Below are 14055 nucleotides of genomic sequence, written 5' to 3'. Positions count from 1 at the left end.
CGCTGCTTGCAAAAACACTGGGCGGCGAAACTCGCACGCCCGAGAAAGATGCCCGCTGGGTGAAGGCCCACCAAGTGCCTCAAGACGCCGAGGGCCGGCGCATTACCCTGCGGCAGTTGTATAACGGCCTGCGCGAACTGACCTTCCACGGCACGTTTGCCAGTCCACTTTTGTTGCCGCTTTTCCTGCTCGGCACGTGGGCCCTGCTCGTGCTCTGGTGGAACTACTCGGCGGAACAAGGAGCGGCGATTCGTTTCGGGCTCCTCTCGCTGGGACTACTGTCGTTCATTGTCGCTGCCTGGTTCCTGGTGACGCACCGCATCGAACGATTTCTCGTCCCCGCGTTGCCGCTGGCCGCGCTCGTAGCCGGCTATGGGTATGTGTATGTGAAGGAACAAGCCGGTGCGACGATTGCCCGCTTATTCTTGGCGGTAGGCCTGCTCTTCAGTTGGCTGCTCATCGCTGGCACGGGCCTGACGAGCGATCCTCGCTGGTTCGTGGCGCTGACTCACTTGCGTGGCGAACCGCTCAACGCTGCCGAGATCGATAAGCCCACGAACTCGCCGCAGCGGCTCTCGCCGGCCGAGCGCTGGATCAGTGAGTTCACCGCGCCCGGCGAGGGTGTGTTACTTGTGGGCGGAGCCACGCCCTGGGATCTGCCGGCCAAGTCGGCGGAGACAAGCATCTATTACAACACTTGCTTCGACGACTGCTTGTTCACCGAGTGGACGCAGAACAAGTTGCCCGAAGAACAGCGGGCCGCGTTCCTCGAAAAGGGTGTGCGGTTTGTCGTTGTCGATTGGAACGAACTGCGCCGCTACTTGAGCCCCGGCAACTACGGCTACGATCGGCGATTCTCGGCGAAGCACATCGATCAGCTGGTCGCCGATCGCGTGTTGCGTGAAGAAACGCGACTGGGCCCGGAAGCACCCTGGAAAGACAACAAGCGGCCGCGGCCGCCCCAGCAGATCTATCGTGTGCTCACTTCGGACGAAGCGGCTGCAGCCGGCAAGGCCGCCCGCGCAGGCCAAAAAGCGGCGACCAAAAACATCCAACCCACCCCGAGCGCTGCGCCGCCGACATCGGCAATCCAATCAAAGACATCGGGCGAGCGGCCGGGAATCAAACCCTGAGTGATTTCGTCCACCGCGCCATACACGGCAATCGCGAAAAAGCACCCGATGAAGCCCAGCGGATGGTTTGGGCGCCACGCCGAGTAAGCCCAGCAGAGGAGCACCGACAGCCCGAAGTAGGCCGCGGCGTGCTGAAGTTTATCGCTCGAGCCGATGGGCCCCGGCAACGAGATCGGCACGTGCGTCAGCGTGAAAATGAGCGTCCAGTAGGCAGCGACAATCACCGAGATCAGCAGGAGCCGAGTTTTCAGACGTTTGGGCACGGGCGACTCAGCAAAAGCGAACGGACGCGTAACGGGCGAGGGATTAAACTGAGTGACGCTGCCGGCTCAGAAAAAATACCACAGTCCAGTATATCATTGGGCCTGTGATCGGCTGTTCATGTTGCGGGGCGGGTTATGACGGTTCTAGTGACAGGTGGAGCGGGCTTTATCGGCGGCCATCTGTGCCGCGCGCTGGCCGCTGCCGGTTACGAGCGCATCGTCGTGCTCGATAACTTCAATTCTTATTACGATCCGCAACTCAAGCGAGACACAGCCGACGAGTTAGCGGTTCTTCCCCAGCTGAAGATTGTCGAAGCCGACTTTTGCGATGCACCAGCGATGCAACAGCTGTTCGCGGCCGAGCAGTTCCAGCACGTGATTCACCTGGGTGGTTCGCCGGGTGTGCCGTACAGCGTGAAGCATCCGGAAGAAGTGGTGCTCAACAACGTGCAAGGGACACTCTCGCTGCTGGAGGCCGCCCGCGATTATCCGGTCGAGCGATTTCTGTTCGCCAGTTCGTCGACCGTCTATGGTCAGGGTGCGAAAGCACCGTTCGTCGAAGATGCGCCGCTCGGCATCCCGGCCAGTCCGTATGGCGTTAGCAAGCGGACGGCCGAATTGCTGGGGTTGAACTACTTTCACTTGCACCGAGTACCTTTCACTTCACTCCGTTTTTTCAATGTCTATGGTCCGCGTTTACGACCTGAGCTTTCGCTGGCGGTCTTTGCACGCAAGATTCTGGCGGGCGAGAGCTTGCCTCTCTTTGGCGACGGCAGTGTGCTCCGCGACTTTACCCACGTCAGCGATATTTGCCGCGGCATTGTCAGTTCGCTCACCGCGCCGAACATCGCGGGTGAATGTCTCAACCTGGGTCACGATCAGCCCGTCAGCATTCGCCAACTCATTGCCCTGATCGAACAGGCCGCCAGTCAAAAGGCAATCATCGACTACCTTCCTCCTCGCGGCGAAGACCTTCCGCTCACGCATGCCGACCTCACCAAGTCCCGTCGCCTGCTCGGCTACGAACCACGAGTTGAGATCGAGGCGGGGGTGAGAGAGTATGTGGAGTGGCTGCGAGGAAGAGGTTAGAAGTTAAAACCTGGGGCCATACGGCGGGAGTAACCAAAATGCCCTTCGCCCCAGTTTGGCTGGCAGCTTAGGGCGGGCTTGCCGGGGGTTCTACTTTTGCTGGAGCTTCTGAATTGTCGGAAGGCTGAGTTGGTTGATTGCCGCGCCAGACGGGACGTCCGGATTCAGCCTGACGTCGCCGCGCATCTCGAGTGATCGCAAACAAGTCATTCCCATGTTCGGCTGCGATTGCTTCGCGGATCCGATGCAAATCCTGAATGATGGAATCAGGTGAGGGCTCAATCTGTGTTGGCTTGTTCATCGACCATCTCCTCTGGGGTGCAGACAGTGGGCAATTCAAACCCCGAATCCAGCAATATCCTTCGAATTTGAGGAAGGATTCGCGCATTGGCAATATGTGTGCAATTCCACGTCAACAGATAGTCTAACCGATGATACGACGCAGCACAGATGTGCAGTGCATCGACCAGGGCCGAAGGCGGGAGCACTGCAGTTGCCATCAGCTTTTCGGCTAGTGCAGGAATTGCGTCCGAAATCTCGAGCAATTGTATCTCGCCGATGATTGCGAGGCGTTCATTGGCAAGTTTTGCATTGCCCTGCGCGGCTTCATCAATCACGTATTGCGATGTCAAGAGTTGGTATCGATGCCGCTCCTCATTCCACCAGCGTTGTGTTAGCAGTTGTCTCGCAGCGGACACGATATGCGAACTTGCCCGAGCGCGCAGAAAGCTGATGATCGAGGTTTCGATGTAGATCGTTTTCATTGCGCAACTCACTCACGAACTACGCGGCGGGAATCACTGAGTCGGTGATGGTACCGGTGAAAAGTTGCCACTATCATCAGCCCACGCGAGCGGAAGTTCAACGGTTGTCTGTGACAGTCAAACCAGGGCGAACAAACCATGAAGCTGGGCTTGATCAATTCGGCATGGGTGCAGGCAAATCAGCCGACGGAATATGGACTGCAAAAGACCAAAGAACTGGGCTTTGATAGCGTCGATATTTTCGTCGACCCGCTCGATATCGACATTCGCGAGCGGTTGCTGATCAAGCGGGAGTGCGATCGGCTGCAACTGCCGATTATCTCCATCGCCTGCGTCGCTGTGGGGCTGATCGACTTCAACCCGAGCGTGCGGCGGTTTCACATCGACCGCGTGCAAGAGTATCTCGACCTGGCTTACGAGTACGAGGCGAAGAATGTGTTGCTCGTGCTGGGCGAATACATTTGGAATCAGGAAGTGATTCCGCCGGCCGAGCAATGGAAATTCGCCGTTGAGACTTGTCAGCAATTGGGAGATTACGCGGCGAACCTCGGCGTGCAGATCGCGCTCGAACTGGAACCATTCCAGTTGTCGTTGCTGAACAACGTCGACAACATGGTCCGCTTTCTCGACGACTGCGCTCATCCGGCGGTCCAGGCGAACATCGATGTTTCGCATCTCGTCCTGGCCAATGTCGCGCCGGAGGAACTGCGGCGGCTGAAAGGCCGCGCGATTCACGTTCACATCAGCGATTGCAACGGCAAGCAGCATGGGGACCTGCCACCGGGCCGCGGTGTGGTCCCGTTCGAACCCTACCTGCGCGAGATCAAAGACCTGAACATCGATGGGGCGATCAGCATCGAACTGGAGTATTCTCCCGAGCCCGACAAGATCACCGAGTGGGTCACCGAGGCCTATCAAGCGACCGACAAGCTGATGCGCGCGGCAGACCTACGGTAGCAATTCGCCCGGTAACATCTCGACCGTTCGCAACTCGCCATTGAGCCAGCTGACGAACCGTTTGGCATCTTCCTCGGTCACTTGTTCCGGCAGCTTCAGGCTTCGCACGGTATTGGTTGCCGGATCGTGAAAGGGCAACTCCACGGGAAAGCGTTCACTTTTGTCCCCATCGCTGTCGGTCGTCTGGCGACGTGAATAGCGGGCGGGCTGCAGGTCTTGCTCCACGACCAGCGAGACCCGGCCATCGGCTTCGCGGATCTCGATGGTGCCGCGCATCGTATCGCGACGAAGTTGCGAATAGTACTTCGCGGCCAGCCACCAACCGACCAGCGGCGCTGTGAGGGTAATGATTCCACCCATGGCGATCGCCAGTTCGAGTGAGATCACGATGCTCGCCAGCATCACGCCAAAAACCGTAATGAAGCCCGTTGCTCCCCAAGCGACGAGTGCCATGAACGCGGGGCTCGCCTGATAGATACGAATCACACGGTTCAGACCATCATCGCGCACCGAGAGTCCGATCACGGGGCGGCCCAGTTGCCTGCCGCGCAGCCAGGCGTAGACACCGCCGACAAGTCCGAAAGCGAACGCATTGAACGGGGTCAAAAACAGGAGGCCGGCGAAGGAGGTAATCGCGAGACCTGTTTCGAGCACCGCATGCTGCGGCGAGGAAGGGTGGTAGTAAACGGGAACCGTCTGCTGCACGGGGTAGTTGCGAACCGTGGCCTCGGAGTGGCTCTTGCCGAGTCCCGCGTAGTCGTAACGAATCGTCTTGCCCTCGTACGCCTGGCCATTCACCTGGTAGCGAAAGTGAACCTCCGCGCTATACGAGTTTCCCTCGCTATCGTGATTGACCTTCACTGCGGAATGCGTGACTGTCCCCTCGGTCGCCGAGTAACGGAAGGTCTGCACCTGCCGAAACAGCTGGACGAGCATTACGCCGTCAAACGTGAACGTCAGTCCACACCAGAGGCCCCCAAATAGAATGGCGAACACGATGCCACAGCCCAGTTTTTGCATTCAATCCTCAAGTAGCGACTCACAGAAAGCACACCTCAATCTTACCTGCTTCCTTTACCAGGGTATTCGGGCTATGGGAGCCGGACTTGTGTGAATTTACCGCGTGCATTGCCCGAAGAATTGTCTATCTGTCAATTCAGGAAGGACTTGCATCGAAATAGGCCAACGACGACGATAAAGAGTAGGTGGCACAGCTACCCTCCCACCGTTGGTGTTCCCGCCCCGCCGCTGCCGAATCGATCGCAGGAAGTTGTCATGCTGAATCTCGCTGGCCCCCGTCAGGCCAAACTTTGCAACGGCCAATCGCGGCGCAGTTTTTTGCAAATCGGCGCGCTCGGGCTGGGCGGTTTGTCGCTGGCGAATCTGCTCGAGTTGGAAGCTCAGGCAGGCACGCAGAAAAGTCACAAGTCGGTCATCATGATCTACTGCTGTGGTGGGCCGCCGCATCAGGATATGTACGACATCAAGATCGATGCCCCCGCCGAGATTCGCGGCGAGTTCGATCCGATCAAGACCAACGTCCCGGGCATCGAGATCTGCGAACTGATGCCGAACATGGCCCGCATCATGGACAAGCTCGTGCCGATTCGCACCATCGTCGGTGCCCGCGACGAGCACGCCGGCTATCAATGTTTTACCGGTCACTTGAGCGCCAATCCGCCCGCTGGAGGTTGGCCCCACGTCGGCTCGTCCGTCTCGCGCTTGCAAGGCGCGACTGCACCAGGCGTGCCACCGTTTGTGAGCCTCTGTTATCAGACGCAGCACAAGCCGTACAACGAACCTCACGGCGGCTTCCTCGGCCTCGGCCACTCGGCGTTTCGTCCGATGGGTGAGGGGCGCGACGATCTGGTGCTGCAAGGGATCGATGCCACGCGCCTCGATGACCGCCGCAATCTGCTGACGAACGTCGACAACTTTCGTCGCCAGTGGGACAGCAGTCGTTCGATGGACGGCCTCGATGTCTTCACGCAGCGGGCGATGGGCATCCTCACCTCGTCGCAACTGTTCGACGCGCTCGATATCACCAAGGAAGACGACAAAACGCGTGCTCGCTACGGCTACTACGATCCCTCGAAGGCCAAGGGAGATGGCGCTCCGCGAGTGCCGCAGAATCTGTTGCTCGCGCGGCGACTCGTCGAAGCAGGTGTGCGCGTCGTGACGATCAACTACAGCTTTTGGGACTGGCACGGTCAGAATTTTAAGAACGCGAAGGGGGAGTTGCCGATTTTCGATCAGGCTGTTTCGGCCCTCGTCGAAGACCTGCACGAACGGGGCATGGACAAAGATTGCACCGTGGTCGCCTGGGGCGAATTCGGCCGCACACCCAAGATCAACAAAGACGCTGGCCGCGATCACTGGCCAGGCGTCAGCTGCGCACTGCTCGCTGGCGGCGGCATGAAGACCGGGCAAGTGATCGGTGAGACTGACCGCATGGGTGGCGAAGCCAAGGTTCGCCCTGTCACGTTCGACGAAGTACACGCCACGCTCTATCGCAACCTGGGCATCAATCTCGCCACTGCCCCCCGCCTGTTCGACTTCCGCGGCCGACCCCAGTACCTGGTCGACCCCGGCGTGAAGCCGATCAAGGAATTGATTTAGCAATTCAGGGTCGGGAGGTTTTTCGGGCGCGCCCTTACACGCTCGCATTCGTCCCGAAGGGACGCTGGCTGTAGCCACGGGTTTAGCGCCGATCGCGTTAGCGAGCGAAGCGTAACCCGTGGAAACAGATCGATAGAACATCTTCGTCCCGAAGGGACGGCGGCAGCGTTGTCGGCAGTACATCGGTATGCTGTGAGTGAACGGTCCAGCGTCCCTACGGGACGGCAACTCTTCTACGTCATTTACCACGGGTTACACCCGTGGCTACACACAGCGTCCCTACGGGACGAAAGCACAGAGAAGATAATCCCCATAGCACCCGGCAAATCACAAAATTGCTCCGCCTGCTGCGCTCGACTATCATGCTGCTTCACTGCACTCGCTCGTTTCCTTGCTAAATCACTGTGGAGCACGTCATGACGCGCAACCTGGTTCTGACTACTCTCATCCTTGGTATTGTTGGCGGTTTGGTCTCCGCAGCCCACGCTCAAGAGCCTGCCAGCATCGGCAAGCACAACCGCTGGGTGACATCGCTGCTGTTCATGAACGGCGGCAAGCAGCTGGTTACTGTCGGCGGCGAGAGCCTGCAGTATCGCCCCGGCGATGTGAAAATCTGGGATGCCACCAGTGGGGCACTGGTCACTTCGCTCGAAGGTCACCCAACGAACGTGTGGGCAGTGGCTGCTTCGAATGACGGCAAGACACTGATCACGACGGGCTACGATGGCAAGGTCATCGTCTGGGATGTCGATGGTAAGAAGCCGAAGACGACGCTCGACAAGCACAAAGGCTGGGTTCGCGCGATCGCCCTGACGAAGGACGAAAAACGCTTTGCCACCGGCGGCGAAGATGGCACGATCATCCTGTGGGAAGTCGATGGCCCGAAGGAAGTGAAGTCGTTCAAGGCTCACGACCAAGCCGTTTACTCGCTGGCCTTTGCTGCCGACGGTACGCTCGCCAGTGCTTCGACCGACAAGGCCACCAAGCTGTGGGATGCCGCCGAAGGGAAAGAAAAAGCCAAGCTCGATGGCCACGACGACGCCGTCTGGGCGCTCGCCTGGTCAGCTGATGGTAACCAACTGGCCACGGCCGGGGCCGATCGCAAGATCAAGATTCGCGACAAGGAAGGGAAAGAGCAGTTCGCCCTCGAAGGGCACAAGGACTGGATCACTTCGGTTGCCTTTTCGCCCGATGGCAGCCTGCTCGCCAGCTGCAGCCACGACAAAACCTGCAAGCTCTGGGACCTGAAAGAGAAGAAGGAAGTTCACTCGATTGGCCCCGGCAAAAGCACGGCCTGGGCGGTCGCCTTTTCGCCCGATGGCACGCTCCTCACGCTCGGCAGCCATAGTCAGTTGCAGGTGTTCAAGACCGCGGACAAGAGCGATGTGTTTCCCGCTCCCGCGGCCGCTGAAGTGAAAAAGTAAGAGCTTTCTGGCGGGGTGATTCTGCAGCCAATGGAATGAGCGGCGACTCGGATACCTCTCGGGCGCGGGTGGGTCGATGGGTGGCCTGCGCGATTGGGGTCAGGAGTCGATGGCGAGCTGGGGTTCGGTGAGTGGTGAGTCGTTCGTCGCCAAAGACTCGCCGACCCCTGGGTTTTTTGTCAATAAATAGTTGACAATAAATTAGCATGTCGGAATAATTTAACGACAAGTGCTGGCTGTCCACGAAGGCCGATTTTTCTTCTCGGCTCTTTGGTGTGCCGCTGCGCGCGTGCGGGGTAGTCGCTAGCTCGGCAGTTGTTTGCTGGCAACGAACTCTCGCAGCAGATCTTTTGCAACCTGGTGGAAAGCTATCGATCTGCTACGCAGCAGATGTGCAATTTGTCGTGTGCAGCCGCTACGAACTAAGGGAAGCGTGTTTGTCCTTGCTGTTCGGAAGTTCTCGGGCCGCCGCGGTTATCACTACAGGAACAACCCCCACCAAATGGTTGTTATCAAATGGTTATCAAGAAATCGCCCTATAACCACCAGAATTTATTTGTAAGTTGTTTATAAATAAGCGATTAGATAAGGTTTGTCGCCGCGAAAAATTGCGTCAAAAAGTTATCAAAACGGTTGAGCAAGGGGGGTGTTCAGCGGAGTTGGTTTGCTGCGGCATGGCGAGCGTGCTAACGGGGGTCGGCGAGTCTTTGGCGAAGAGCGATCCAGCGAGTGGTGTTCGCTTCACTCGCCATAGACTCCCGACCCCAGGGCTCATGATCGGCAGCCAATCGAACCCGATCACAGCTTGTCGATTACCGATGCGAGCGTCGACAGGCTTAAAGTCGATCGAATGGCTGGCGAATTGGGGTCAGGAGTCTATGGCGAGCAATCGCCTGCGGAGGTAGCTGCGTCAGTCGTCGCCAAAGACTCGCGGACCCCGAGTTTAGAAGCGGCCCGGGTTGCCGCGAGTGCGCAGGGTGCTTTCGAGGCCGAGGGTCTGGGCGGTGGTGCGGCACCATTCGCTGGTGCCATAGGGCCGGCCGGTCCGGACCGAGTGACGGATCGTGCTCAGTTCGCTGTCGGTCTGAGGCTCGTTCACGAACTTCAGCCATTCGCTGCCACGAGCGACCGGCCAGACGGCCAGTGGGATGTCGGACCGCTGGTGGTGAACCTGCCACAAGCTGCTCCACTTCCAGTGCTCGGCACGCTGAACGAGATTGGCCCGCAGGGCATTGCGTTCGACGTAGCGAGCAACCGTCAGAAAGTGATCGTCGTCTTGAACGGGAAACGATTTGAAGCGGCCTTGGTAGATGGGGCCCGTTCCGGTGGTCTTCAACTTGGCGTGACGGCGTTGGCTATGCGTGGTGGTGAGCCAGTGCAGGTAGTCGGAGAGCGAATCATCGGTGGTTGGCCATAGCAGCAGGTGAAAGTGATTCGGCATCAGGCAGTAGGCCAACATCTGCATCGCAACTCGCTGGCGCGCCTGTTCCAGTAAGGCGACAAACTGATCGTAGTCGGCCTCGTCATCAAACAGTGATTGGCGACCGGCACCGCGATTCACGACGTGAAAGACATAGCCGGCCGAGGAGAATCGCTGATGCCGGGGCATGCTCGTGCCTCTTACGTCATGCAGAATGGCTGGCGAATTGGGGTCGGGAGTCTATGGCGAGCAATGGCCTGCGGAATTAGCTGAGTCAGTCGTCGCCAAAGACTCGCCGACCCCGAGGTTATTCATCCTTTGCGCCGCCGAGGGTGAGGAAGATCTTGTACTTGTTGTTGAGGTGGGTGTGGGCGATGCTCGCGTGGCCGTCGCTGGGGAACTTTTTGCACACCTGCTGGAACATTTGAATGGCCTGTTCGGACTGGCCTGCTTCCTCGCGCGTGTAGGCAATTTGCAGCATGGCCCAGGGAGCGGAAGCCTGATCGCTGGTGACTTGTGTGTAGAGGACGATGGCCTCGTTGTATTGCTTCAAATGGCGATGACACCAGGCCATCATCTTGTACTGTTCGGGGAAGTTGTCGCACTGGCGATAGTGGCCAATGGCTTCCTTGAGTTGACCCGCTTCACGATAGGTCTCGCCAATCGCGTACCGCCAACGGTTGGAGTTCGTCGCATCGGACTTGTAAAGGTCTTCGTACACAGCGACCGCTTCGGGAATCTTCTTCGCGCCGCGATATGTGACGGCCAGTTGCTCCTGCAACTTCTTGCGGCTGTCTTCGTCGGCCTGGGCGATGGCTTGCACGTAGGTTTCAATCGCCAGGGGCAAGTTGTTCTGCTCGCGATAGCTGTAAGCAACCTGATTCAGTCCTTCGGTCTTGTTTGAGAAGCGGCGATAGGTAGTGCGGGCATCGTCCCACTTGGTGCGAGACTTGTAGAAGCCGGCCAAGCGACCGAGGAGTTCGTCGTCGGTGCCGCCGAGCGTTTTCAGCAGTTGTTCGTAAGCAGGCGGGACCTGATCGTCTCGCTTGGCAATCGCGAGCAGATCGAGCGAGTCGAGACCGTTGCGTTTTAGTTCGGCCTTGGCTTCGGGCGTGCTGAGGTCGGTGGGTGCTTGCGTCTTCAGCCAACTAATGGCCTGATCGGCCAGCTTGCCACCTTTGGCAGCGGTCTCGGGCGCGTTCATCAGTTCGGCCAAAGGCTGGCGAACGTACTCGTGCACGCGATGAGCCAACTGAGGTGCTTTGTAAGTGGTTTCGAGTGCTTTCACGCCGTCGTCGAAGGCACCTTCGCGAAAACGATGAGCGGCCAGACTGACGGAAGCATTGATGCAGGTTTGGTTCGCATCGCGATTGCGTTTGGTTTCGAAGGTGAGCTTTTTCCACAGTTCGACTCGCGTGGGAACGTCGTTCTCAATCGTCGAGATGTCGATCAGGTCATTCATCGCATAGATCGAGACGAGGTGCCCAGGATACTTGGCGACCACGTCGCGCAGAGCCTTTTTGGCTTCCTTGACACGGCCGATGTCTTTGTAGGTGCGGCCAATATAGAACGCAGCGGCAGTGGCTTGGGGCGAATCGGGCCAGTAGTCGATGACCGCTTGGTAGCCGTCCTTGATGGCCGTGTTCTGCTTGCGAAGTTGCACTTGGCAGATGCTCCACTTCAACTGTGCGTAGGGTGCGCCGGTGCTCGACTCGTACAGTTCCATGAACTTTTCGTACTCGGCGGCCGCGATCTTCCAGTTCTGTTCGCGAGCATACTTCTCGGCAATCTGCAGCTGATACCGTTCGACTTCCTTCAGTTGCTTCCAGCCATCGAGGGATAGTTCGTTCAGTTCATCGGCTCGCAGGTGGGTGAGTAAGCAACCAGCGAGCAGCAGGGCGCACATCAGGCAGCGAACGAATCTGAGCGAGGTTCGCGAAGCACAATCCATCGTCATCTCACTTCCCCTTTTGCTGCTTGCCGAGCAACCACTTCGATCGTTCGACGTAGGCATAGGTCATCACATTCGTGCCGAGTTGGTAGCAGGCTTCGTAAACTTCGGGCTTCACGCCCGAGTGGCCATCGGCCCAAGCATCGCCGATATCTCCCGGGTGATAATAGACGAGCCAGCGGCCATCGAGCGACCAGCCTAGTGCCTGCTTGCCGCCGTGCGGAGCGACGTAAGGCAGGAACGGCAGTGCATAGGGGACGCGGTGAATGGTATCGTCGAGCGGCACGGGAACCGGGCGAATGTCCGGCAGCACGCGATTCATCGCGGCCACAAACTGATTATGAAAATGCCGACTGCCGCCGTTATCGGCGAAGATCATGCCGTGGCGATCGATCAGGTACTCGCGCAGAACTTTGACGTCCTTATTCGCCAGGCTGATGTTTCCTTGACCGGTCATGTAGAGGAACGGCGGCGTAGCTTCGGGAGCGAAGTTTGAAAGCTGCTGAATGCTGCGGAACTCGGTGTTCTCGGCAATCTTGTGCTGCTTGTTCGTGAGGATGTCGAACTGCAGCAACATGTTCTCGTCGCCGCCAATACCGAACTCTTGATCCCAGTCGCCGCCGTCGTATTGCAAGCGAATGAAGCGGATCTTGCCACCCTTCTTGCCGCCACCAAAGCCCGCGCCGGTTCCCTCGCCATAGCCAACGGTGTAAGCGTGTTCGGTGACTTCCTGCAGTTGTAGCTTGACGTCGTCGATGGGTGGCACATCGAACTTGATGGCGCTGAACGGATTGATGACGAACTTCTTGCGGATCACCTTTTGGATTTTGACTTGCTGGGCAACTTGCTTGTACTGGCCACCACCGGCGGGCATATCGGCCGATTCCTGGCAGCCGCCAAACTGCAGGCCGAGCAGCAACAGACCCCAAGCGATCCAGAAGCCAGCGCTGTAAGCAATGGTCACCAGCGTCGATTGCTTGAGCTTGCGATTTCGCCGCCCGTAGTACCAGGCATGAGGATCGAAGGGATTCCAGCTGCGCTGGCCCGGTGGAGGCGCGATGGAGTCTTCGTCGGTCGCGGCATGGACGATATCGCCCTGCTGAATGTGCTGTTCGATGCGACCAAGTTCGATCTGGCGCGAGCTGACTTCCAAGTACCAGATGGCCCAGGCCAGACCGATGCTAAAGAGTCCCCAAGGGGCAAAGTCGCGAATGGTGCTCGTCAGTCCAGTCAGGCCGAGCGCTTCGCACAGGTAATGAACGGCGGGCCAGCAAGCAATGTAAGCGAGCGAGACCACGCGGGCCCACAGCAGCGTGGGAGTGCTTTTCTGGCGGACGAGATTCAGCCAAATGCCGCTGAGTGGAATTGATGGCAACAGCAGGATGCCAATGACCGGAAAGGCCCACTCTTCGTTGGGCATCGCCTGCCACAAGCAAAACCCGAGCAGCCACAGCGCGCTGTAGTAGAGCGTGATGCGCTGCAGATTGTTCAGGCGGCTGTGGAATTGAGCAATCACGGCTGTGGCTTACTTCACGTTGTCGAGCAGATTATCGAGCTTGTTTTCGAGCGGGTTGGCCTGGGGGTCGGCGTCCTTTGTTTCGTCGATGCCGAGCGCCTTCACGGCCTTGGTGTTGTTGTCGACGGGTTCTTCGGTCTTCGCCTGCTCTGCGGCCGTGGGAGCAGTTGGAGCGACTGGTGCTGGAACGGCGGCTGCCTTCTTGGGCTGCGGCGCGCCATAGACCATGTACGGCCCGATGGTAAAAATCGCGAGCACCGCGAGGGTGCCGACGGTCGAGATGATCATGCTTTGCACGAGCATGCTCGTCGACACCAGCCCGACAACTTCCTGCGGGCTGCGGCCTTGCAGGCGACTGAGAAACTCCTTGAGCTCCCCCAGCGATGCGGTGCCGTTGTTCTTCAGATTGTTCAGATCCTTCAGCGGGCCGAAGCCAGTCGATGGACGTGGTTGATTGCTTTCCATGGTTCACCTGTTCGCTATTTCACTTCGACTTCGCGACTGCAGCGCGCCGGGCCGATTTGTCTTCTTCCAGAATATGGATCAACTCGCCACCAGCCTGGCTGATGGCTTCAATCACCGGTTCAAACCGCGGCGCGGTCGTGTCTTTATCTACCTTGAGCATCACCGTACGTTCGCCCGCGGGGGCATCACCCAACTCTTCGCCAATGGCGGTGCTCAACTCCGATTCGCTCTGCTGCTGACCGTTCAAAAAGATCTTGCCATCGACGTCCATCACGACCGTAACGCGGCCACCTTTGTTGTTTTCGAGATTGCCGACCTGGGCTGGCTTCCATTGAATATGGCTGTCGTCCTGAGCACGGGCGAGGATCACGAAAAAGATGAGCAGGTTGAACGCAATGTCCCCCATCGCCGTGGCCGGCACATCTGCTTTCATGGTTCGACGAGGTATCTTCAT

General features: G+C 58.4%; 12 protein-coding genes. 4 read left to right on the top strand and 8 right to left on the bottom strand.

Translation table 11 applies throughout. The features are described 5' to 3' along the window. Nucleotides 1-970 precede the first annotated feature (970 nt). A complete protein-coding gene (locus NA78x_RS01385) occupies nucleotides 971-1237 on the bottom strand; it encodes a VanZ family protein (RefSeq protein ID WP_425619489.1) in 267 nt (88 codons plus the stop codon). A 294-nt stretch (nucleotides 1238-1531) separates the two neighbouring features. Here NA78x_RS01385 and NA78x_RS01380 point away from each other — a divergent pair, with 294 nt between their 5' ends. Next, complete coding sequence (locus NA78x_RS01380; protein WP_425616627.1) at nucleotides 1532-2485, top strand: NAD-dependent epimerase/dehydratase family protein; 954 nt, start codon at nucleotides 1532-1534, stop codon at nucleotides 2483-2485. Nucleotides 2486-2763: 278 nt separating this feature from the next. Here the strand turns inward: NA78x_RS01380 and NA78x_RS01375 are convergent, their stop codons facing one another. Next, a complete protein-coding gene (locus NA78x_RS01375; protein ID WP_425616626.1) occupies nucleotides 2764-3249 on the bottom strand; it encodes a type II toxin-antitoxin system VapC family toxin in 486 nt (161 codons plus the stop codon). A gap of 138 nt (nucleotides 3250-3387) precedes the next feature. Here NA78x_RS01375 and NA78x_RS01370 point away from each other — a divergent pair, with 138 nt between their 5' ends. Then, entirely contained in the window at nucleotides 3388-4206 is an 819-nt protein-coding gene (locus NA78x_RS01370) for a sugar phosphate isomerase/epimerase family protein (RefSeq protein ID WP_425616625.1), read from the top strand. On the opposite strand, the gene NA78x_RS01365 is transcribed toward NA78x_RS01370, so the two are convergent. Continuing rightward, a complete protein-coding gene (locus NA78x_RS01365; protein WP_425616624.1) occupies nucleotides 4198-5226 on the bottom strand; it encodes a DUF3592 domain-containing protein in 1029 nt (342 codons plus the stop codon). The two genes, NA78x_RS01370 and NA78x_RS01365, sit on opposite strands and share 9 nt — an antisense overlap. Nucleotides 5227-5481: 255 nt before the next feature. Between NA78x_RS01365 and NA78x_RS01360 the strand changes: the two genes are divergently transcribed. Together NA78x_RS01360 and NA78x_RS01355 are read left to right on the top strand one after the other, a co-directional pair. Next, nucleotides 5482-6825: a DUF1501 domain-containing protein gene (locus NA78x_RS01360; protein ID WP_425616623.1), complete on the top strand. Its 1344-nt coding sequence runs from the start codon at nucleotides 5482-5484 to the stop codon at nucleotides 6823-6825. A gap of 416 nt (nucleotides 6826-7241) precedes the next feature. Next, nucleotides 7242-8249: a WD40 repeat domain-containing protein gene (locus NA78x_RS01355; protein WP_425616622.1), complete on the top strand. Its 1008-nt coding sequence runs from the start codon at nucleotides 7242-7244 to the stop codon at nucleotides 8247-8249. 943 nt (nucleotides 8250-9192) lie between these two features. Here the strand turns inward: NA78x_RS01355 and NA78x_RS01350 are convergent. The 5 genes from NA78x_RS01350 to NA78x_RS01330 form a co-directional block, all read right to left on the bottom strand. Continuing rightward, complete coding sequence (locus tag NA78x_RS01350) at nucleotides 9193-9858, bottom strand: transposase (RefSeq protein ID WP_425616621.1); 666 nt, start codon at nucleotides 9856-9858, stop codon at nucleotides 9193-9195. 118 nt (nucleotides 9859-9976) lie between these two features. Beyond that, nucleotides 9977-11626 carry a tetratricopeptide repeat protein gene (locus NA78x_RS01345; RefSeq protein WP_425616620.1) on the bottom strand — a complete coding sequence of 550 codons (1650 nt, stop codon included), beginning with the start codon at nucleotides 11624-11626 and terminating at the stop codon, nucleotides 9977-9979. 1 nt (nucleotide 11627) lies between these two features. After that, nucleotides 11628-13136 carry a DUF4159 domain-containing protein gene (locus NA78x_RS01340; protein WP_425616619.1) on the bottom strand — a complete coding sequence of 503 codons (1509 nt, stop codon included), beginning with the start codon at nucleotides 13134-13136 and terminating at the stop codon, nucleotides 11628-11630. A gap of 9 nt (nucleotides 13137-13145) precedes the next feature. Then, nucleotides 13146-13601, bottom strand: coding sequence for a hypothetical protein (locus NA78x_RS01335; RefSeq protein ID WP_425616618.1), 456 nt, complete (start codon nucleotides 13599-13601; stop codon nucleotides 13146-13148). 19 nt (nucleotides 13602-13620) lie between these two features. Next, complete coding sequence (locus NA78x_RS01330) at nucleotides 13621-14055, bottom strand: ExbD/TolR family protein (RefSeq protein ID WP_425616617.1); 435 nt, start codon at nucleotides 14053-14055, stop codon at nucleotides 13621-13623.

Source organism: Anatilimnocola aquadivae (assembly GCF_049819085.1).
Taxonomy (GTDB): domain Bacteria; phylum Planctomycetota; class Planctomycetia; order Pirellulales; family Pirellulaceae; genus Anatilimnocola.
The sequence above is the reverse complement of the archived record's forward strand: the minus strand, read 5'-3'. Positions and strand labels throughout refer to the sequence as shown.

What these genes read in the sequence shown, in the direction of transcription:
- NA78x_RS01380 (WP_425616627.1), top strand. Translation starts at nt 1,532, where the DNA reads ATGACGGTTCTAGTGACAGGTGGAGCGGGCTTTATCGGCGGCCATCTG.
- NA78x_RS01375 (WP_425616626.1), bottom strand. Translation starts at nt 3,249, where the DNA reads ATGAAAACGATCTACATCGAAACCTCGATCATCAGCTTTCTGCGCGCT.
- NA78x_RS01370 (WP_425616625.1), top strand. Translation starts at nt 3,388, where the DNA reads ATGAAGCTGGGCTTGATCAATTCGGCATGGGTGCAGGCAAATCAGCCG.
- NA78x_RS01365 (WP_425616624.1), bottom strand. Translation starts at nt 5,226, where the DNA reads ATGCAAAAACTGGGCTGTGGCATCGTGTTCGCCATTCTATTTGGGGGC.
- NA78x_RS01360 (WP_425616623.1), top strand. Translation starts at nt 5,482, where the DNA reads ATGCTGAATCTCGCTGGCCCCCGTCAGGCCAAACTTTGCAACGGCCAA.
- NA78x_RS01355 (WP_425616622.1), top strand. Translation starts at nt 7,242, where the DNA reads ATGACGCGCAACCTGGTTCTGACTACTCTCATCCTTGGTATTGTTGGC.
- NA78x_RS01350 (WP_425616621.1), bottom strand. Translation starts at nt 9,858, where the DNA reads ATGCCCCGGCATCAGCGATTCTCCTCGGCCGGCTATGTCTTTCACGTC.
- NA78x_RS01345 (WP_425616620.1), bottom strand. Translation starts at nt 11,626, where the DNA reads ATGACGATGGATTGTGCTTCGCGAACCTCGCTCAGATTCGTTCGCTGC.
- NA78x_RS01335 (WP_425616618.1), bottom strand. Translation starts at nt 13,601, where the DNA reads ATGGAAAGCAATCAACCACGTCCATCGACTGGCTTCGGCCCGCTGAAG.
- NA78x_RS01330 (WP_425616617.1), bottom strand. Translation starts at nt 14,055, where the DNA reads ATGAAGATACCTCGTCGAACCATGAAAGCAGATGTGCCGGCCACGGCG.